19 protein-coding genes and 1 tRNA gene are annotated in these 18,267 nt (G+C 61.3%); 6 read left to right on the top strand and 14 right to left on the bottom strand.

What is annotated here, in order from left to right; genetic code table 11:
• Window positions 1–103 precede the first annotated feature (103 nt).
• The gene (locus tag ABJO61_RS13885; protein ID WP_348325912.1) at window positions 104–664 is read left to right on the top strand and encodes a pilus assembly protein N-terminal domain-containing protein; all 561 of its coding nucleotides are present in this window, start codon (window positions 104–106) and stop codon (window positions 662–664) included.
• Window positions 665–750: 86 nt separating this feature from the next.
• Here ABJO61_RS13885 and ABJO61_RS13880 read toward each other — a convergent pair whose 3' ends face one another.
• Window positions 751–1,992: a TadE/TadG family type IV pilus assembly protein gene (locus ABJO61_RS13880; protein ID WP_348325914.1), complete on the bottom strand. Its 1,242-nt coding sequence runs from the start codon at window positions 1,990–1,992 to the stop codon at window positions 751–753.
• Between the two features lie 201 nt (window positions 1,993–2,193).
• On the opposite strand from ABJO61_RS13880, the gene ABJO61_RS13875 reads away from it, so the two are divergent.
• Both ABJO61_RS13875 and ABJO61_RS13870 read left to right on the top strand, forming a co-directional pair.
• Window positions 2,194–2,769 (top strand): TadE/TadG family type IV pilus assembly protein, encoded by a 576-nt coding sequence (locus ABJO61_RS13875; protein ID WP_348325915.1) that lies wholly within the window; start codon window positions 2,194–2,196, stop codon window positions 2,767–2,769.
• Window positions 2,770–2,781: 12 nt separating this feature from the next.
• Complete coding sequence (locus ABJO61_RS13870) at window positions 2,782–3,348, top strand: TadE/TadG family type IV pilus assembly protein (RefSeq protein ID WP_348325917.1); 567 nt, start codon at window positions 2,782–2,784, stop codon at window positions 3,346–3,348.
• A 208-nt stretch (window positions 3,349–3,556) separates the two neighbouring features.
• Here ABJO61_RS13870 and ABJO61_RS13865 read toward each other — a convergent pair.
• Window positions 3,557–3,646 (bottom strand) — tRNA-Ser (locus ABJO61_RS13865).
• 193 nt (window positions 3,647–3,839) lie between these two features.
• Here ABJO61_RS13865 and ABJO61_RS13860 point away from each other — a divergent pair.
• On the top strand, window positions 3,840–4,136 hold the full coding sequence (locus ABJO61_RS13860; RefSeq protein WP_348325919.1) for a hypothetical protein: 297 nt from the start codon (window positions 3,840–3,842) through the stop codon (window positions 4,134–4,136).
• Between the two features lie 76 nt (window positions 4,137–4,212).
• On the opposite strand, the gene lepA is transcribed toward ABJO61_RS13860, so the two are convergent.
• From lepA to rpmI, 7 genes are all read right to left on the bottom strand, one after another.
• Complete coding sequence (gene lepA / locus ABJO61_RS13855; RefSeq protein ID WP_348325921.1) at window positions 4,213–6,015, bottom strand: translation elongation factor 4; 1,803 nt, start codon at window positions 6,013–6,015, stop codon at window positions 4,213–4,215.
• A gap of 64 nt (window positions 6,016–6,079) precedes the next feature.
• Window positions 6,080–6,904, bottom strand: a complete 825-nt coding sequence (locus ABJO61_RS13850) for an enoyl-CoA hydratase-related protein (protein WP_348325923.1) — start codon at window positions 6,902–6,904, stop codon at window positions 6,080–6,082.
• Window positions 6,905–6,908: 4 nt separating this feature from the next.
• Window positions 6,909–7,709: an alpha/beta hydrolase gene (locus ABJO61_RS13845; RefSeq protein WP_348325925.1), complete on the bottom strand. Its 801-nt coding sequence runs from the start codon at window positions 7,707–7,709 to the stop codon at window positions 6,909–6,911.
• Window positions 7,710–7,739: 30 nt separating this feature from the next.
• Window positions 7,740–10,175, bottom strand: coding sequence for a phenylalanine--tRNA ligase subunit beta (gene pheT, locus ABJO61_RS13840; protein WP_348325927.1), 2,436 nt, complete (start codon window positions 10,173–10,175; stop codon window positions 7,740–7,742).
• Complete coding sequence (gene pheS / locus ABJO61_RS13835) at window positions 10,172–11,275, bottom strand: phenylalanine--tRNA ligase subunit alpha (protein WP_348325929.1); 1,104 nt, start codon at window positions 11,273–11,275, stop codon at window positions 10,172–10,174. Before pheS ends, pheT begins: the two co-directional genes overlap by 4 nt.
• Window positions 11,276–11,483: 208 nt before the next feature.
• Window positions 11,484–11,840 (bottom strand): 50S ribosomal protein L20, encoded by a 357-nt coding sequence (gene rplT / locus ABJO61_RS13830; RefSeq protein WP_293335940.1) that lies wholly within the window; start codon window positions 11,838–11,840, stop codon window positions 11,484–11,486.
• A gap of 36 nt (window positions 11,841–11,876) precedes the next feature.
• The gene (gene rpmI, locus ABJO61_RS13825) at window positions 11,877–12,083 is read right to left on the bottom strand and encodes a 50S ribosomal protein L35 (protein WP_293208190.1); all 207 of its coding nucleotides are present in this window, start codon (window positions 12,081–12,083) and stop codon (window positions 11,877–11,879) included.
• A 230-nt stretch (window positions 12,084–12,313) separates the two neighbouring features.
• Here rpmI and ABJO61_RS13820 point away from each other — a divergent pair, with 230 nt between their 5' ends.
• Window positions 12,314–12,841, top strand: coding sequence for a VOC family protein (locus ABJO61_RS13820; RefSeq protein WP_348325931.1), 528 nt, complete (start codon window positions 12,314–12,316; stop codon window positions 12,839–12,841).
• A gap of 26 nt (window positions 12,842–12,867) precedes the next feature.
• On the opposite strand, the gene ABJO61_RS13815 is transcribed toward ABJO61_RS13820, so the two are convergent.
• On the bottom strand, window positions 12,868–13,401 hold the full coding sequence (locus tag ABJO61_RS13815; protein WP_348325933.1) for an I78 family peptidase inhibitor: 534 nt from the start codon (window positions 13,399–13,401) through the stop codon (window positions 12,868–12,870).
• A gap of 180 nt (window positions 13,402–13,581) precedes the next feature.
• The gene (locus ABJO61_RS13810; RefSeq protein ID WP_348325935.1) at window positions 13,582–14,427 is read right to left on the bottom strand and encodes a phytanoyl-CoA dioxygenase family protein; all 846 of its coding nucleotides are present in this window, start codon (window positions 14,425–14,427) and stop codon (window positions 13,582–13,584) included.
• Between the two features lie 193 nt (window positions 14,428–14,620).
• Here ABJO61_RS13810 and ABJO61_RS13805 point away from each other — a divergent pair, with 193 nt between their 5' ends.
• On the top strand, window positions 14,621–15,979 hold the full coding sequence (locus ABJO61_RS13805; RefSeq protein WP_348325937.1) for a 4Fe-4S ferredoxin: 1,359 nt from the start codon (window positions 14,621–14,623) through the stop codon (window positions 15,977–15,979).
• On the opposite strand, the gene ABJO61_RS13800 is transcribed toward ABJO61_RS13805, so the two are convergent.
• From ABJO61_RS13800 to ABJO61_RS13790, 3 genes are all read right to left on the bottom strand, one after another.
• Complete coding sequence (locus ABJO61_RS13800; protein ID WP_348325939.1) at window positions 15,976–16,410, bottom strand: MarR family winged helix-turn-helix transcriptional regulator; 435 nt, start codon at window positions 16,408–16,410, stop codon at window positions 15,976–15,978. The two genes, ABJO61_RS13805 and ABJO61_RS13800, sit on opposite strands and share 4 nt — an antisense overlap.
• Window positions 16,411–16,497: 87 nt before the next feature.
• Window positions 16,498–17,748 carry an LLM class flavin-dependent oxidoreductase gene (locus tag ABJO61_RS13795; RefSeq protein ID WP_348325941.1) on the bottom strand — a complete coding sequence of 417 codons (1,251 nt, stop codon included), beginning with the start codon at window positions 17,746–17,748 and terminating at the stop codon, window positions 16,498–16,500.
• 172 nt (window positions 17,749–17,920) lie between these two features.
• On the bottom strand, window positions 17,921–18,184 hold the full coding sequence (locus tag ABJO61_RS13790; RefSeq protein WP_348325943.1) for a hypothetical protein: 264 nt from the start codon (window positions 18,182–18,184) through the stop codon (window positions 17,921–17,923).
• Window positions 18,185–18,267 lie beyond the last annotated feature (83 nt).

The following is an 18,267-nucleotide window of genomic DNA, read 5'->3' as shown; positions in this document are numbered from 1 at the left end:
CGACTGTCCTCCTGCAGCCTAGCGGGGGGCATTTAATCCCCCGTTAAATTCCCGCGGCAAGGCTTACGGTCAACAGATCATTTACTCTTGGGGCATAGTCTCCATGGCAACCGGCGCATCATGCGCCCAGACCAGCCGCAAGGAAGGCAGCAATACGATGCGTGCTTACCGGACCAAGAAGAAAGCCCTGCGCCGTGTACTTTTCGGTGCCGGTTGCGCCGCCCTCGTTGCGAGCGCCGCACAAGCCGACGACTTCAAGGTTGAACTGAACGAGACGAAGGCGCTGCATCTCGCAAAGCCGGTTTCCACGGTTATTGTCGGAAACCCCGCGATTGCCGATGTCGCCGTCGAAGGCTCGAAACTCATCTATGTCATGGGGCGCAGCTTCGGAACCACGAACCTCGTCGCAACCGACAGCGAAGGGAAGGCCGTACTCAACCTCGACGTCAGCGTCGTTTCCCAGAGCGCCTCTTCGGTAACGCTTACGCGGGGCACGGGCGGCCAGCTGTCCTACAACTGCACACCGCGATGCGAACGCGTCGCGGGCGTTGGCGACAATCCAGACTCCTATGACGCAATCATGAAGCAAGTCTCCGGTGCGCTGAGCACAGGTGCGGGCGCGACCCAAGGCGCATCGACCATGCAAGCCCCCGCCGCCGAATAGAAGACTCCGCACCACTCCATCAAAGTAAAAGGCCGCCCTTCAAGGACGGCCTTTTTCTTTTGGTACACTTGCGATGAGATATGAATCTACTGGCTGATGCGAAGATTGGAGAGCGCCATTGCGATAGACGTGAAGACTTCTGTCAGCTGGCTCGTCTGTGTCACATCGAAATACATCTCAGGCTTCGTCGCGCAATTCTTCAAGAGTGTCGCGTTACCCTGAATCGTTCGGATCGTATAAATCTTGATTCCATCGGCCTTCATGGCCGTACAGATCGACGAGGTCCGGCTGTCGATTGCCGAACCTGATGTCTCCCAGCGATTTTCCGTGTTCTCGCCGTCCGTCAGGAAGACAATCACCTTGTCGAGATCATCCGCCGGTGCCGTGGCCGCCGATAGCGGGTGGCTCTGCGTCAGCATATTCCATCCCCAGGCAAGGCCGATCGTCGTGTTGGTATTTCCGTTGGGCTCCAGCTCGTCGATCTTATCGTGGAGCTCGTCCCAGTCAGTGGTAAGCGGCATGATCTCGGGGATGTTGCAGCTTTCATCCGAGGCCGGATACTTCGTGGCATCATTCGATGTCGGGATCGTGTTCTTGATGTCGTAATTCTGATCCCGGTCGATGATACAGCCCTTCCAACTGTTCTTGCTAACATTGACGGTCTTCGTCGTCGTCCACCACCAGACAGTGGTGATCACCTCGTAGCTCCACTTGATCCAGGATGCGTTCTTGTTGCTTTTGCCGACGTTGATGTCCGTATCAAAGGGAACGATCGAAACCTTGATATCGCCCGGGACAGCGCCAGAGGTTTCGAGAATATCGAGCAACATGTCGGACGCATCCTTGAGCGCCGTCATGCGGCCGCCGCTACGCATCGAACCAGTCACGTCCAGAACAAGTGCAAGTTCAAGTTTCCGCCCCTGCCGGGTAACCTCGGAGCTGGCGCCGATATCGAGCGTATTGATGCCCACAATGCCCATGATAGAGGTCGGAAGTTCGGCCGCGGCACTCAGCATCACCGTATTGCCGCTCTGAACGACGCTGACGGAGCCGGGCACACCAAGCTTGTCGGCGGGATAGTTCGCATTGAAATAGGCTTGGGCCACCGTCTCGAGTTCAGCTTGCGTCTTGCCGGTCATGCCGCCAACGGCGAGCGCGGCGGCGTCAAGTGCAGCCTTCAGCCGGTTCTCGACTATATAGGCCCGGGAAATATCGACGGCGGCACCCGCAGCGACGAGAATCGGGATCGCGGCGATCGCAAAGATCATTGCGAAGTTGCCGCGCCGGTCCGCTAGGAAACTGAAAAGAAGAGCTTTCAGGGGCCTCATGGAATCGATCCGCCCTTGGTTGCCGTCGCTTAGACAAAGTCCGGCGCATGGCAGTTAAATGTGCACCTTCTTTTCTAAGGTTCTGCTCGTTAAGAAGGGATGAATCCCGGCGGCGGCTGGCACGCGGTTACCTTTTGGTAACGGCGAAAGCAGTATCAAGAAAACAGCGCCACGCAGATTTTCAGGGCGCGAGGGCAGCCCATGAGCAAGCAGGATCGAGAGACGGCCAATAAAGTGCGCTTCCCGCTCTTCTTCGGGCGCCGCTTTGCTCGCGCTGAGGATGGCGCCACCGCCGTTGAGTTCGCACTTCTCGGCATTCCCTTCTTCGCGCTTCTCTTCGCCCTCATCGAAGTCTGTGTGATCTATTTCGCGACGGCCAATCTCGACAGCGTGGTGGCCGAAGCCGGACGGATCATACGTACCGGGCAGGTCCAGTCGACCGGAATGTCCGAAGCACAGTTCAAGAGCCATATCTGCGGCGAGCTGACGCTCATCAATGATTGCGAGTCGAACCTGCGCGTCGATGTTCGCAACTTCACCTCCTTCGACAGCCTCGCCTATCCGCCGCTGATCGATGAAGATGGGAATATTGTTGACAGCACCGTTTTCCAGCCAGGTGCAGCGGGCGATATCGTGCTCGTGAATGTCTACTATTCCTATGGTGTGGTCAGCCCCGGCATGGTCGGACTTTCCAATGTCGAGGGCGGCGGGCGGCTGATAGCTGCGGCGGTTGCATTCCGCAACGAGCCGTTCGGCAGCATTCTGCCGACGAGCTGAGGGAGAGCGACGATGACGGACATGTCAGGATCGGGACGCTGCGCTGGAAACAAGAGCATTCTCGGCCGGATTTTCTGCGATCGCCGCGGCGTTGCCGCGGTCGAGTTCGCATTGATCTTTCCACTGATGATCACGTTTTATTTCGGTGCGGTCGAAAGCACAAATATGCTGACGGCAAACCGGCGCGTTACCTCCGTCGCCTATACCGCCGCCGACATCACGGCGCAGGCCATCTCCGTCAGCAATTCCGACATGACGGATATTTTCGCAGCCAGTTCCGCCATCCTGCGCCCCTTCAGCATCACGCCTCTATCGATCCGCATTTCGAGCGTTGTCGCCAATTCGAGCGGTGTGAACAAGGTCGCCTGGAGTGACGGCTACCAGATCGCCGGCCGCTCCGTGAACTCGACCATGACGCTTCCGGCGGGCCTGACCACAGCCGGCACCAGCGTCATTGTGGCAGAGGTCGTCTATGAATATTCCTCGCCCATCAGCGAAACGGTGACCGACACGGTCACCTTCAGCGACACTGCCTATCTGAAGCCACGGCGCGCATCGCAGGTCTCCAGAACAAATTGATCGTGATCCATCGGAGCGCGAAACGACCGCGAGCTGTGCGTTAACCATGATTGGCAGGCGGGCTGTCGCATTTCTGCCGCAGCCTGCGACAGGCCTTTGCCGGAATACGCAAAGCCTTCAGCCGCATGAGCACCGCGCTGCATGCCACGCCGCCATCCGGCGAGTGGAAAACTTTACTCAAGTACATGAAAATAAAAGGAAATCGGGCTGGCGGAGGGAGAGGGATTCGAACCCTCGATACGGTTTCCCGCATACACGCTTTCCAAGCGTGCGCCTTCAGCCACTCGGCCACCCCTCCTGATCGTCCCTGGAAGCGGACGATTGCGGCGGCACTATACGCAACAAAAACCCTGAAGCAACCGGAGAAACAGGGTCTAGTCCTTTGATCCGCCAAACTTCTTCATACAACTGTGCTTGTTTGGCACACTCGATCCAGCTACCGTTCGGCGTTCTTTTTCTATAACACCGCGTTGGGCTGGGGGGCTCGTGTCATGGTCGTTTTCAGGCTTCTTGGATTTCTTTTCATTGTCGCTGCCTTGATGGCGCTGGGCTCGGATGCATTGCTTTCGCTCGAAAACGGCGAAGTCACCATGCGGTCATTCAGCGAGTTCTGGGCCCTGCTGCATGAAGGAAGCCGCGATGCTTTCACTGGCTGGGCAAGCTCTGGCGCGCCGGAAGGCCTCAGGATGCCGATTGATACCGTAATGGGTTTCCCGGCTTGGGGTGTGCTCGGCATCGTCGGTATCGTGCTTGCGGGCCTCATTGCGCTGCTTCGCCGCGCCGACTGACGACGGAGCTGTACCGGCATCGAAAAAGCCGTCCCGAGGGACGGCCTTTTCTTGTTCCTTGAAGACGGCTGGTGCCCTAGTTCGCGTCCATCTTGAGGGCTGAAATGAAGGCATCCTGCGGAATCTCGACGCGGCCGAACTGCCGCATCTTCTTCTTGCCTTCCTTCTGCTTCTCCAGAAGCTTGCGCTTGCGGGTAATGTCGCCGCCATAGCACTTTGCCGTCACGTCCTTGCGCATGGCCGAAATCGTTTCGCGCGCAACGACGCGCCCGCCGATTGCCGCCTGGATCGGAATCTTGAAGAGGTGCTTGGGGATCAGTTCCTTCAGTTTCTCACACATGACGCGGCCGCGCTGTTCCGCACGTGAGCGATGCACGATGGTCGCCAGCGCGTCCACCGGTTCCTCGTTGACGAGGATCGACATTTTCACCAGCTCGCCCGGCTCATAGCCTTCGATCTGGTAGTCGAAGCTCGCATAGCCACGGCTCACCGACTTTAACCGGTCGTAGAAGTCGAGCACCACTTCGTTCAACGGCAAGTGGTACACCAGCATGGCGCGCGAGCCTGCGTAGGTGAGATCTATCTGCGTGCCGCGCCGGTCCTCGCAGAGCTTCAGCACCGCACCGAGAAACTCGTCCGGCACAAGGATCGTCGCCTTGATCCAGGGCTCCTCGATATGGTCGATGCGCGTCGGGTCCGGCATGTCGGCCGGGTTGTGCATCTCCTTCATCGAGCCGTCCACCATGTGGAGCTGATAAATGACCGAGGGCGCCGTGGTGATGAGGTCGATGTTGAATTCGCGTTCAAGGCGCTCGCGCACGATTTCGAGATGGAGAAGCCCCAGAAAACCGCAACGAAAGCCGAAGCCAAGCGCGGCGGATGTTTCCATCTCGTATTCGAAGCTCGCGTCGTTCAGCCGAAGCCTGCCCATCGCGTCGCGCAAATCCTCGAAATCGGCGGCATCCACCGGAAAGAGACCGCAGAAAACGACGGGCTGGGCCGGCTGAAAGCCCGGCAGCGCCTTGGCGGTGGGGCGCTTTTCTTCCGTCACCGTGTCGCCGACGCGCGTATCGGCCACTTCCTTGATTGAGGCCGTAAAAAAGCCGATTTCGCCCGGCGTCAGGCTCGCCACGTTCTCCTTCTTCGGCTTGAAGATACCGACCTGGTCGATCGTGTAGGTGCCGCCCGTCTTCATCATTTTGACGCGCTGGCCCTTCTTCATCTCGCCGTCGATAATGCGCACCAGAACGACGACGCCCAGATAGGCGTCATACCAGCTATCGACCAGCATCGCCTTCAGGGGGGCCGCCTGGTCGCCCTTGGGCGCTGGCAGCCGGTTCACGATCGCTTCCAGCACATCGGGAATGCCGATACCGCTTTTTGCCGAAATCTCGACCGCTTCCGAGGCATCTAGGCCGATCACATCCTCAATCTGCTGGCGCGTCCGCTCGGCATCGGCGGCAGGCAGGTCGATCTTGTTCAGGACAGGTACGATCTCGTGGTTCACATCGAGCGCGTGATAGACGTTGGCAAGCGTCTGCGCCTCGACACCTTGGCTTGCGTCCACGACAAGGAGCGAGCCTTCGCAGGCGGCGAGCGAGCGGTTCACCTCATAGGCGAAGTCCACATGGCCAGGGGTGTCGATCAGGTTCAGCTCATAGGTCTCGCCGTTATTCGCCTTGTATTCGAGGCGGACGGTCTGGGCCTTGATGGTGATGCCGCGCTCGCGCTCGATATCCATCGAGTCGAGCACCTGCTCCTTCATCTCACGCACGGTCAGCCCGCCGCAAAGCTGGATGAGCCGGTCGGCAAGGGTCGACTTGCCGTGGTCAATATGGGCGATGATCGAGAAATTGCGGATATGGGAAAGGTCGGTCATGGGGCCTTCTGTGCTCGGACGGGCCCATATAGCATTGGCCGGGGTTTAAGCCAATTGGCGCCTTTCATCCCTGCCAGTCGGCCCGGCGCTTCTCCATCCAGGCCTTGACCCCTTCCTTGTAGTCGGGGTGCCTGATCATCTCCTCCAGAAGCCGCTCGGCAGCTACCACCGCGCCGGCTGCGCCCCGGTGGAGATCGGTATAGACCTGCTTCTTCGTCTCCCGGAGCGAGCCCGGCGAGACGCCGTCGGCCATCTTCCGCGCATAATCCATCACATGCGGCATGAGCTCGTCATCGGCCACCAGCTTGTTCAAAAAGCCCATTTCCATCGCCTCTTGCGAGGTGAAGACGCGGCTTGAGAGCAGGATATCGTTAGCATGAGTGAGGCCGACGATCCGGGGCAGAACCCAGGAAAGGCCGAATTCCGCCGGAAAATTGAACCGGCCATGGGCGGCGGTGAACTTCGCGCCGGGGACGCAGAAGCGCAGATCCGCATAGGCCGCGAGCACGAGGCCGACGCCTGCCGCCGCACCGTTGATCGCGGCGATAACGGGTTTCGTCAGCCCGAAATGATAGGCGAAGGTGGCATCGAACTCGTCAGCCACGCCATAGCCCGGCTTGGCGATATCGTCGCCCGTTCCGCTGTCGTAGCGGCCCTTTTCGGAGTGCCCCTCAAGGGCAGCCATGTCCGCGCCCGCGCAAAAGGCCTTTCCTTCCGGGTCGCCCGTCACGACGATCACGCGCACTTGCGGGTCGCGGTCGGCTTCGGCCAGCACCCAGCGATATTCCGTATGCATCCGCCCCGTCCAGGCATTGCGGCGCTTCGGGCGCGACAGCGTGATGGTTGCGATGCCGTCTGCCAACTCGTAGCGGAGCGTCTTCAGTTCCATCGCCCTACTCTCCGCTTTCGATATAACTGCGGATGATCTCGACAATTCGCACGGGTTGCTCCGGCAACATGGCGTGACCTGCGTTCGGCAGTTCGACCAGCGTCGCGCGCTCCCCCAGCCGCTCCTTCAGATCACGCGCGTTCGCGGGCAGCGCAATGGTGTCTTCCAGCGCCTGCACAACGAGGATCGGCTGACCGCCCGCTTCCCACCAGTCTTCAACCGGCGTCCGGCGCACGGCGGAGGATTGCATTCGCATGACTTCGCGGTACCAGCCGCCGCGCCAGATTTCGGGGTCGTTGCCCTTTGCAAAGAAGCCATAGCGCACGCATTCAATGTGCTCTTCGGGCGAAAGCCTTTCATCGAAGGAGCCGATCAGCGCTTTGCGCGCTTCTTCCGGCATTTCGATAAGTCCGCCGCAAGCAAGAAGACCGACATGGGAAACGAGTTCGGGTCTGTCCGCCGCGGTCGTCCGTGCGAGCCGGTTGCCGAAGGCATGGCCGATCAGCATGACGGGCGCTGTCGCCTGCGTTTCGATCACGGCGGCGACGTCCTGCGCGAGATCGTGCAGTGAGAGCTTTTCCATCGGACCTTCGCTGCCGCCGATGCCTCGCGGCTCCGGCAGCGTGACGCGAAAACCTTCACCGGCAAGCATCGAGGCAACTTCATCGAAATCGCTTCCGGGCCGCCCGAGCGAGGCCAGCATGACGATGGGCCTGCCGTCCGCCGGGCCGATGCAGCGGCCCGTCAGCGCGACAGGGCGTCCTTCGCCGTCCGTCCTTGAGATGCGGTAGCTCTCGAAATCCATTCACCTCTCCCCAAGCGGGTAATGGACAGCCTAGCCTCTCAGCGTGCCGCCCGTCGCCTTTTCGACCGCTGCAACGATCTTCTTCGACACGGCGTCGATTTCCTCGTCCGTCAGCGTCTTCTCGACCGGCTGCAACGTTACCTCGATAGCGAGCGACTTCTGCCCTTCGCCGAGTGACCCGCCCTCGAAGACATCGAAGAGCGAGACGTCGACAATGAGCTTCTTGTCGGTCCCCCGCGCAGCGCGGATCACCTGATCCGCCGTCACGTTCTCCGCCACAACGAAAGCGAAGTCGCGGCGAAGCGGCTGCAAGTCCGACATATCGAGCGGCGGCTTCGCGCGCGTTGCCTTGCGCTTCGGTTCCGGGATCGCGTCCGGGAAAATCTCGAAACCGACGATCGGCCCTGCGACATCCATCGCATCCAGCACGCGCGGATGCAGTTCGCCGAAATAGCCAATGACGTTTTTCGGGCCGAGGCGGAACACGCCGGACCGTCCGGGGTGATACCAGGAGGGGGCATCCGCCGCGATCTGGAAATTCGCAACAGGTGCGCCGAGCGCTGAAAGAAGCGCAACCGCATCCTCTTTCGCGTCCATCGCCTCGACAGAGCCGCTCTTGCCCTGCCAATGACGGCCCGCGCCTTGCGGGCGCGCCGTGCCCCGGCGCAGCCCCGTCGCCGCGAGTATCTGGCCCGACGGTTCGTCGCTCTCGAATTGCTGGCCGACTTCGAACAGCGCGATATCCGAAACCCCGCGCGCCAGATTTCGGCCCGCCGCCGCGATCAGCCCTGCAAGCAGGCTCGGCCGCATATGGCTCATCTCGGCGGAAATCGGGTTCGCGAGTTTCAGCGCAGGCGTTGCATTGCCGCCGCCGAAAAGACCGGCTTCCCGCTCCGCAATGAAGGACCAGTTGACGGCTTCGACCAGCCCACGCGCGGCAAGCGCACGGCGCGTGGTTCGTTCGCGACGCTGGCGGGGCGAGAGCACGGGCTTTGCCACCGCGTGAAGGCGGGGCAGCGGCGTCGATTTCACTTCGGAAAGTCCATGCACGCGCACAACCTCTTCCACGAGGTCCGCCGCCCCGTCGATATCGGGCCGCCAGGACGGCACCGCAACGGAGAGAAGCGCGCCCGCATCCGACACGCCGAAGCCGAGCGCGGTGAGGATTGTCACCGCTTCCGATTTCGGCAGCGAAAGGCCGGTCAGCTTTTCGATACGCGCGGGATCGAACTCGATCACCTTCGCCGTGTCCGGCACCTTGCCCGCCACGACGACATTCGACGCCTCGCCGCCGCACAGGCTCAGGATCATCTTTGTTGCAAGTTCGAGGCCCGGCAGCACGAACTCCGGATCGACGCCGCGCTCGAAGCGGTAGCGCGCATCCGAGACAATACCGGTATCGCGGCCCGTGCGCGCCGTGCGATAGGGATCGAAATATGCGCTTTCGACGAAGACATCCGTGGTTTCTTCCGTCGAGCCGCTTTCCTCGCCGCCCATTACGCCGCCAAGACCGAGCACCTTCTCGTCGTCGGCGATGACAGTGAAATGCGGCTCCATCTCGTAGGTCTTGCCGTCGAGCGCCAGCAGCGTCTCGCCCTTGCGGCCGAGCCGCGCGCGGATATTGCCCTTGAGCTTCGCCGCGTCATAGACGTGCAGCGGGCGCGCGCGGTCGAGCGAGATGAAGTTCGTGATATCGACCAGCGCATTGATCGGACGCAGCCCCACGGCTTTCAGATAAGTCTGCAACCATTCGGGCGAAGGACCGTTCTTCACACCGCGAATGAGGCGGCCCGCGAAGACGGGACAGGCGCTCGCTGCATCCGCCGGAAAGTCGAGTTCGATGCCGAGCGGACTTTCGAACTTGCCCTCGACCGGCGTGAGGTCGCCTTCAAGCAGGCGGCCAAGACCCGCTGCCGCGAGGTCGCGCGCGACGCCATAGACGCCGAGACAATCGGGACGGTTCGGCGTAATCGCGATTTCAATGACGGGATCGTTCCGGCCCAGCACTTCGGCCGCAGGCGTACCCACCTTCCAGTCACCCGTCAGATCGATGATGCCTTCATGTTCGTCCGAGAGTTCAAGCTCGCGCTCGGAACACATCATGCCATTCGATTCGACACCGCGAATTTTGGTCGGCTTCAGTACCATGCCGTTCACGGGGATCGTCGCGCCGGGCGGGGCGAAGACACCGGTCATGCCGGCGCGCGCATTCGGCGCGCCGCAGACGACCTGTAACTGTTTCACTTCTCCCTCGACAAGCGCCTCGACCTTCAACACCTGCAGCTTGTCAGCGTCGGGATGAGGGCCTGCCTCCAGCACCTTAGCGACTGAAAAGACTTCGAGCTTCTTTGCCGGGTCTTCGACGCCCTCGACCTCAAGGCCGAGCATGGTCAGCTTTTCGACGATAATGTCGAGCGTCGCATCGGTTTCGAGCGGGTTCTTCAACCAGGAGAGGGTGAATTTCACGACGAGAGCCCTCCCGCAAGCGTCGGCACATCGAGCGCCGCAAAACCGTAGTGGCGGAGCCAGCGCAAATCGCTCTCGAAGAAAGCGCGCAGATCCGGGATGCCGTATTTCAGCATGGCGAGCCGGTCGAGACCGACACCGAAAGCAAAGCCCTGGTATTTATCCGGGTCGATGCCGGCCGCTCGCAGCACGTTCGGGTGAACCATGCCGCAGCCGAGAATTTCCAGCCAGTCGTCGCCTTCACCGATGCGGATCTCGTTGCCGAGGCGCGCGCAGCGTACATCGACTTCCATCGACGGTTCGGTGAAAGGAAAGAAGGAAGGACGCATGCGCAGCTCCACGCCCTCGACCTCGAAGAAGGCGCGCAGGAATTCCTCCAGCGTCCATTTAAGATGGCCGAGATGCGTTGTCTCGTCGATGACGAGGCCTTCGATCTGGTGGAATTGCGGCGTGTGCGTCTGGTCGCTGTCGCAGCGATAGGTGCGGCCGGGACAGATGAAGCGGAAGGGCGGCTCGCCCGCTTCCATGGTGCGCACCTGCACCGGGCTCGTATGCGTGCGGAGCAGCATCCGCGATCCATCCGCCTTCGGCTCGAAATAGAACGTGTCGTGCATTTCGCGCGCGGGATGCCCTTCCGGGAAGTTCAGCGCACCGAAATTATAGTGGTCCGTCTCGATGTCCGGCCCCTGCTCCACGGCAAAGCCCATATCGGCGAAAATCGCGACCACCTCGTCCCAGACCTGGCTCAGCGGATGAATGCGGCCCGTCTCCAGCGCGCTCGCCCGGACGGGCAGCGTCACGTCGATCTTCTCGCCCGCGAGGCGCGCTTCAAGCTGAAGCTCATGCAGCGCGTCCTTGCGCGCGGCGATCGCATCGGTCAGCCGGTCCTTGAGGCCGTTCAGCTTCGGCCCCATCTCCTTGCGCTCTTCGGGCGACATGCGCCCCAGACCCTTCATCAGCTCGGAGACGCGCCCCTTCTTGCCGAGAGCGGCCACGCGCACGGCTTCGAGCGTGTCGATATCCACCGCATCGGCAATAGCCGCGGTGAACTCCGCTTCCAGCTTTTCCGGGAGTGTTTCGAGATCGGTGTTGTCGGTCATCTTCTCACCGGCTTCTGATCGTTTCGCGAAAACGCAAGCTCACCCAAACCACCCGCGCCTGCCTTTCGGCAAGCTCTCGGGTGATATGAGGGAACGGCGTGCGAACGATGGTATCGACCGGCGATCCGCCTCACCCCCGAGAGCGGCACGCGCGCAATGGCGCGGGCCCCGGACGGGTGACCGGCTCTGGTGTCGGGACAGGCAGCCCTTACTGCAGGGCCGACTGTGCCTGGGCGACCAGAGCCTTGAAGGCCTCGGGCTCATGGATGGCGAGATCGGAGAGAACCTTGCGGTCCACCTCGATGCCAGCCTTGGCGAGGCCGTCGATAAATCGCGAATAGGTCAGTCCGTGCTCGCGGACACCGGCGTTGATGCGCTGGATCCAGAGCGCGCGGAAGTTGCGCTTTCTCGTGCGACGGTCGCGATAGGCATATTGGCCAGCCTTCTCCACCGCCTGATTGGCTGTGCGGAAGGTATTCTTGCGACGGCCGTAATAGCCCTTCGCCTGCTTGATGATCTTGCGGTGCCGGGCATGGGCGGTAACGCCCCGTTTGACGCGCGACATGAGAATTCTCCTCGAAAGAAAATGGGACCTAAGCGGTTATTTCAGGCCGTAGGGCGCGAAAATCTTCACAATCCGCTTCGCATCGGGCTCGGCGACGAGCGTCGTGCCGCGCAGGTTGCGGATCTGCTTGTTGGTCCGTTTGATCATGCCGTGCTGCTTGCCGGTCTGGCCGCGCTTCACTTTTCCGGTGGCCGTGAAGCTGAAACGCTTCTTCACACCACTCTTGGTCTTCAGCTTGGGCATTTTGCTCTCCGTGTTTTGGGAACCCGCCTTGAAGACCTTGAATTCATTGAAGAATTCGGAAGGTGGCGGGTCCGGGTCTTGGCATTACGGGCGGTCACGGCATGCCCTACAGGCCGGGCCACCCCGAAGCCGCGGATTTATAAGGGAAAAGGCGGGCGCGTCAAGGCTTTGAAGCGCGCTCGCACCCCGCCCGGGCCTGTGTCATAACCGCCCGCAAACAAGGAGGGCCCATGAGCCGCTTTTTCGGAAAAGTCTGCCAGAATGGCTATGTCGTGCGCGACATCGAAGCTGCCCTGAAACACTGGACGGAAGTCCTCGGCGTTGGCCCCTTCTACTATATCGACCGCGTTCAGTGCGACTGGTTCACCTATAAGGGCGAGCCCTCTCCGGTCGAAATGAGCATCGCGCTCGGCAATACGGGCGACCTTCAGATCGAGCTGATCCAGCAGCGCAATGACGCGCCGTCCATGTATATGGATTTTCTGAATGCGGGCCGCGAAGGCCTTCAGCACATGTCCTACTGGACCAGCGATTATCAGGCCGCCTATGACCGCGCGCTGGCGGCGGGCTACAAGGTCGGCCATGAAGGGCAGATCGGGGGACCGCAGGGCCGCTTTGTCTATTTCGATACCGAGACGCATCCCGGTACGGTGATCGAGATGTCGGACATCTCAGGCTCAAAGGGCAAGTTCTTCGAGCATATCCGCAAGGCCGCCATCGGCTGGGACGGCAGCGAGCCGGTGAGGCCCGTGCGTTAAGTTACACGGACCCCACCCCGCTCAGGTCAGCCGCAATAGACCCTGGAAACATTCTCTTCCTCGTCGAGCTCGACATTGAGCCGGTCGGGACGGAAGTCCTTCGTCACCGCTTCACCGGGACGAATCACGCGGATGGTCGCGACGGCCTCACCAGCCGTGATCTCGCTTTCGGCTTCCGAATAGGCCTTGCCGGTCCACACGCCAAGGGCATCGGCCGCCGCCTGGCAACCAGCCGCCGCCTCGTTATCGGCACCAGCCGCCGCTTCCTCGTCCATCGACATGCCGTCTTCGTCGGCCGCGGGCATGTTCCCTGCCGGCATTTCGTTCTCGGGCATCTCGCCGCCGGGCATCTCGCTGCGCGGCATGGTGTTGTCGGCGCTGTCCATGCCCGGTTCCACATCGCCCGGCTCGGCCGTCATCGGCACGGCATTATCGACGGCGGGCGCCTCTTGTGGCGTCGCATCGGCAGCCTGCTCCTCTTCGTTCTGGTCGCACGCGGCAACCGTCACCAGCGCGGCGAACGCCACGGAGCCGAGCAGGTGCTTGACCGAATATTTCATTCTCTCTCTCCCGTTGATGGTGAGCTTCCTCCGGCATGAATGCCGCCGGTTCAAAAAAACCCGGCTTTCCGGCTTTTCCATGGCATATTCCGCCGCCGTCCGGCTTTTTGCGTTCGGCCGCTCTCCATTAAATGCATGCGGGCTCTCGTGGTTCCATGAGGGAACCCCGCAGGCGCCCCCTCACCCCGCCGTCTTGTCCTCATACATTTCGTCGTAGGTCCGCTGCCAGATCAGCTTCGAACCGTCTTCGCGGCCGAGCATCGTGATCGGGTCTTCGTTGTCGATGTGGCCGTAGAGACCCCGATAGACGGAATAGCCGCATAGTTCCTGTAGCCGCCGCGGGAACTTGCGCGCCTCATCCAGGGGAATGCCGAGCTGCTGGTTCTCCTGCTGGCGGATAAAACCCGCGCAATAATAATTCGCAACGGCGAAGCGGCGATCCTGCGAGCGGTTCGTGCCCCCCGCATGCCAGAGGCTCCCATGCCAGAAGAGTACCGAGCCCGCGGGCATCTCGCCCGCCACCGTATCGACATCGATGTCGTAGTCCGGCATGCCGCTCGCCTTGTGACTTCCGGGCACGAGGCGTGTCGCGCCGTTCTCCTCCGTGAAGTCCGAGATCGCCCAGACACAGTTCAGCGTGAAGGGCTGATGGGGCTTCTGCACCGGAATGAGCTGATCGTCCGCATGCAGAGGCTGTGCGCCTTGACCGGGACAGAGCGTGATCGCACTCACCGATGACACCAGCAATTCCTCGTCCAGCACCTTTTCGGCGAAGGGAAGCGTCGCATCATGGATCGGGATCTTCCAGAAAGCCGGCCCGTGTGCGAGCAGGTTGTAGATGCGGACCGTGCGCTTGCCTTCGAAGTCCGTGTCGCGGAAGCCCATGTCGTTGTCGCGTTCCACGCGCAGCAGCTCTTCCCTGATTTCAGCGACAAGCTCCGGCTCGATCACATTCTCGAAGATCACATAGCCGTCGCGTTCGAAGTCGGCATATTTCGCCTCCAGATCAATGCTTCCTTTCGGCATGTCTCCCCCTTTTCTGTTTCAGACTTTCCCTCCGGCAGCTCGCTCCTCCTGCCCGTCGCGAGCCTAGCCCTTGAGACAGGTATTTTCCAGTTTTGCGTATTATTGATACGTATTTTATTTGCATGGTGCCGCCTTGCCAGGGTGGAAAGCATTTCTTATAGTGTATATACACTATTACAGGCGGTCAGGGAGCATGATGATGGCGCATGAGGCGGGAACGAGCGAAGAGCATCCCGATGTGGCGCGCTGGCGGGCCGCCGGCAGCGCGAAAGCGGAAACGATCACCTCGGAGAGCCTGCACAAGCTGATGCTAGAGTGCGGCGCGGATGATTGCGGCTTCGTGGCCGTTTCAGATCCCGCCATTGCCGATCAGCAGGCGTGGATTTCGGCGCTTCTTCCCGGCGCAAAAACACTCATCAGCTTCGTCGTCCGCATGAACCGGGACACGGTGCGCACCTCCGTCCGCTCGGTCGCGAATGAAGAATTCCACCAGACCTATGACGATGTGAACCATGTCGCGCGGAAAGCCGTGCGGCAGCTCGAGGCGATGGGCATTGGCGCGGTAAACCCGGCCGCTGCCTTTCCGATGGAAGCGCAAGCCTATCCCGCCGGCATGCGCGTCATCTCGCACAAGCCCATCGCGGAAGCCGCGGGCCTCGGACGCATGGGCCTCCACCGTAATGTCATCCATCCGCGTTTCGGCAGCTTCATCCTGCTCGGCACCATCGTCATCGACCGCACGCTCGACGAGGTTTCCAAACCCCTCGACTATGCGCCCTGCCTCGACTGCAAGCTCTGCGTCGCCGCCTGCCCCGTGGAAGCCATCGGCATGGATGGCTCGTTCAACTTCTCCGCCTGCTACACACATAATTACCGCGAGTTCATGGGCGGGTTTACCGACTGGGTACACGAGGTCGTGGAGGCAAAGGATGCCGACGATTACGACACGCGCGTGCCCCCCGGCGAAAGCGTCTCGATGTGGCAGAGCCTCTCCTTCAAGCCCGGCTACAAGGCCGCCTATTGCCTGAGCGTCTGCCCGGCAGGCTCCGATGTGCTCGGTCCCTACATGGAAGACAAGGTCGAGTATCGCAAACGCATCCTCGACCCGTTGCTTGCCAAGCCCGAGACCGTCTATGTGCTGAAGAATTCGGATGCAGAAGAAAGTGTGCCCCGGCGTCTCAAGACAAAAGAGATCAAGCTCGTCGACTACAACATTCCGGCCGACAACCCCTTCTCCTTCCTGTTCGGTCTCACTCTCACCTTTCAGCGCCGCAAGGCGCGCGGGCTCGATGCAACGCTTGCGCTTGCCATAAGCGACCACGGGCCGCTTCACGCGACGGTGCGTGTACACAAGTCGCGTGTCGAAGTGGATTTCAAGGCACCGGAAACATGGGATGCCGCGCTGACGCTCGACTGGACGACGCTGAACGCGATCTTCCGCGACGGGCTTTCCCTCGCCGATGCGGTCGCTCGACATGGCGCCGTGCTGGAGGGTGACATGGCAAAGGCGCAAGCGATCCGGGATTGTTTCCCGGTCTACCGGGTCGACTAGGTCTTTTCGATCAACTGTCCGAGCGACTTCTTCACCGAAGGCCAGTTCGCACCCAGGGCCTCTTCCACCTGCGTCTGCGCACTGCGCCACAGGGGAAGCGCCTGTGTCAGCTTCTTGCGTCCCGCCCTGGTGAGCGCAAGGCCGAGCGAGCGGCCTTCGCCGCTCGGCGCCGCCTCGATCAGTCCCTCATCCTCCAGAAGCTTCACGTTGCGCACGAGGCTTGAGCGTTCAAGCGCCAGCAGATCCGCAAGCGCCGTCAGCGATTTCGCGCTTCCCTCCTCCACCGCGATCAGCAGCGTGAACTGCGTGATCTTCAGACCGGCGGGACGAAGCGCCTTGTCATAGGCGCGCGTCAGCTTCCGCGCGGCCATGCGCGCGCGCAGTGCTGCACAGTTCTCGCGTACTTCCTGTTCGCTGACCGACTGACCCATTTTCCGCCACCCGTTTTGTGTAGATACACAATAAAAGGGCAAGCCCGGCCGCGCAAGCCGCGCGGCCGGGCCTCATGCAAGGCGGATTTACTCCGCCGCGCTTGAACTGCTGTTCACCTGCGCCTTTTTCACCGAAGCCTGCACCACCGGGATCTCGTGATCCTCAAGCGGCTTCATCCAGTTTTTCCGTTTCAACGCCGCCTCGATATAAGGCGCGAGTTCGGCCTGCTTCTTCGCCTCACGCTCCGCCGCTTCCTGTTTGAACTCGGGCATCACTTCCTTCGCGAAGAGTTCGAGCGACTCGCAGATATGCGCGTGTTTGTTGCGGCCGGCCTGCTGCATGAAGATCACCTGATCGACGCCCGCATCTCGGAAGGCGCGCAAATGGGCGCGCATGTCGTCCGGCGTGCCGATGCCCGTCGCGATCGCCTCGGCGCGCTTCGCCGCGTCGATCACTTCCTGCGTGCGGTTGCCGCGCGCCTTGATGTAGTCGCCCCACATGTCGGTGCGGCCGGGCACCGTGTCGTGCGCGACGAGCGCGTTCAGCGCATAGCCGAAGAACTCGAAGCCTTCATGGCCGCGGCGGATCGCTTCCTCGCGGTCCTCATGCAGCGAGAAATTCGAGACCATGGCGATGTTTGCATTCACCGAATGGCCGATGGGCCTGCACTCGTCGGATTTGATGATGCCGTAATAGATTTCGGACCATGCCTTGGCCTCTTCGGGATCGACGAAGGAAAAGGCGAGCGCGCCCACGCCCAGCGATGCCGCCACACGGATCGTGTCGCGGTTGGTGCAGGCCATCCACATGGGCGGGTGGGGGCGCTGCACGGGCTTCGGCAGCACGTTGCGGCAGGGCATCGAGAAATAGTTTCCCTCGAAGCCCGGATAGGGGTCGAGCACCATCATATTGGCGATCTGCTCGCCCGCCTCGATCGCCATGGCGCGTTTTTCCTTCGCCGGAATATGGAAGCCGCCAAGCTCCAGTCGCGTCGCGCCCTCGCCGATGCCGAATTCGACGCGCCCGTTCGACATGATGTCGAGCGTCGCGAGGCCTTCAGCCGTGCGCGCGGGATGGTTGTAGTTCGGGATCACCTGGCGGATGCCGTGACCGAGGCGAATGTTCTTCGTCACCGATGCCGCCGCCGCGAGAAAGACCTCCGGCGAAGACGAATGCGAATATTCGTCGAGGAAGTGATGCTCCACTTCCCATGCATGGTCGTAGCCGAGCTTGTCCGCCAGAACGATCTGTTCCAGCGCCTCGTGAAACAGACGCTGCTCATCGCCCTCATTCCAGGGCTTCGGCAATTGCAGTTCGTAAAACACTCCGAATTTCATGGACCACTCCTCCCCGATATTTTTTCGACGCCCGTGCGGATTTCCCCGCCGCGCGCCTGTTTCGTTTTTCAATGGGAAGAGTGTAGACGCCAAAAAGGCGCGGTGCGACCTTCGCCGCTACGGGGCGCGAAATCCTGTCAGTTCCCGTCCGCCGCCCTCAGTTCCGCCGCCCTCAGTGAAGTCCGCTCGGCAGGGGGCCCTCATGATGATGCTGGCGTCGCGCCATGCGGATGCCGAGTTCCCGTTCTGCAGCCTGGCGGCGCAGGGCGCTCCTGTCCGTTTCCAGAATGCAGCGCAGTTCCTCGTCGCTATGCAACCGCAGGTCGACAGGCCCCGTACGCTCGACGGCAAGACGCATCACTTCCTGCGACTCGTAGAAAGAGCGCTTGCGCCGTGTGCGGGTCGTCAGACGCCGCCAAAGTTCAGAAATCGACATTTGCTCACCGGTCTTTGTCGCGGACACAAGGTGCCTTCGAATTCCGGCATTCCGACCCTGTTGTGAAGCACTCTCGAAGGCGC

This window comes from Parvibaculum sp., from assembly GCF_039973015.1.
Classification (GTDB): domain Bacteria; phylum Pseudomonadota; class Alphaproteobacteria; order Parvibaculales; family Parvibaculaceae; genus Parvibaculum.
This window is presented reverse-complemented; position numbering and strand designations above follow the sequence as displayed.

Coding starts and splice junctions, on each gene's coding strand:
- ABJO61_RS13795 (WP_348325941.1), bottom strand. CDS start 17,748: ATGAAATTCGGAGTGTTTTACGAACTGCAATTGCCGAAGCCCTGGAAT.
- ABJO61_RS13805 (WP_348325937.1), top strand. CDS start 14,621: ATGATGATGGCGCATGAGGCGGGAACGAGCGAAGAGCATCCCGATGTG.
- ABJO61_RS13820 (WP_348325931.1), top strand. CDS start 12,314: ATGAGCCGCTTTTTCGGAAAAGTCTGCCAGAATGGCTATGTCGTGCGC.
- pheS (WP_348325929.1), bottom strand. CDS start 11,275: ATGACCGACAACACCGATCTCGAAACACTCCCGGAAAAGCTGGAAGCG.
- ABJO61_RS13810 (WP_348325935.1), bottom strand. CDS start 14,427: ATGCCGAAAGGAAGCATTGATCTGGAGGCGAAATATGCCGACTTCGAA.
- rplT (WP_293335940.1), bottom strand. CDS start 11,840: ATGTCGCGCGTCAAACGGGGCGTTACCGCCCATGCCCGGCACCGCAAG.
- ABJO61_RS13815 (WP_348325933.1), bottom strand. CDS start 13,401: ATGAAATATTCGGTCAAGCACCTGCTCGGCTCCGTGGCGTTCGCCGCG.
- ABJO61_RS13850 (WP_348325923.1), bottom strand. CDS start 6,904: ATGGAACTGAAGACGCTCCGCTACGAGTTGGCAGACGGCATCGCAACC.
- ABJO61_RS13800 (WP_348325939.1), bottom strand. CDS start 16,410: ATGGGTCAGTCGGTCAGCGAACAGGAAGTACGCGAGAACTGTGCAGCA.
- ABJO61_RS13875 (WP_348325915.1), top strand. CDS start 2,194: ATGAGCAAGCAGGATCGAGAGACGGCCAATAAAGTGCGCTTCCCGCTC.
- ABJO61_RS13845 (WP_348325925.1), bottom strand. CDS start 7,709: ATGGATTTCGAGAGCTACCGCATCTCAAGGACGGACGGCGAAGGACGC.
- rpmI (WP_293208190.1), bottom strand. CDS start 12,083: ATGCCCAAGCTGAAGACCAAGAGTGGTGTGAAGAAGCGTTTCAGCTTC.
- ABJO61_RS13885 (WP_348325912.1), top strand. CDS start 104: ATGGCAACCGGCGCATCATGCGCCCAGACCAGCCGCAAGGAAGGCAGC.
- ABJO61_RS13790 (WP_348325943.1), bottom strand. CDS start 18,184: ATGTCGATTTCTGAACTTTGGCGGCGTCTGACGACCCGCACACGGCGC.
- ABJO61_RS13860 (WP_348325919.1), top strand. CDS start 3,840: ATGGTCGTTTTCAGGCTTCTTGGATTTCTTTTCATTGTCGCTGCCTTG.
- lepA (WP_348325921.1), bottom strand. CDS start 6,015: ATGACCGACCTTTCCCATATCCGCAATTTCTCGATCATCGCCCATATT.
- ABJO61_RS13870 (WP_348325917.1), top strand. CDS start 2,782: ATGACGGACATGTCAGGATCGGGACGCTGCGCTGGAAACAAGAGCATT.
- ABJO61_RS13880 (WP_348325914.1), bottom strand. CDS start 1,992: ATGAGGCCCCTGAAAGCTCTTCTTTTCAGTTTCCTAGCGGACCGGCGC.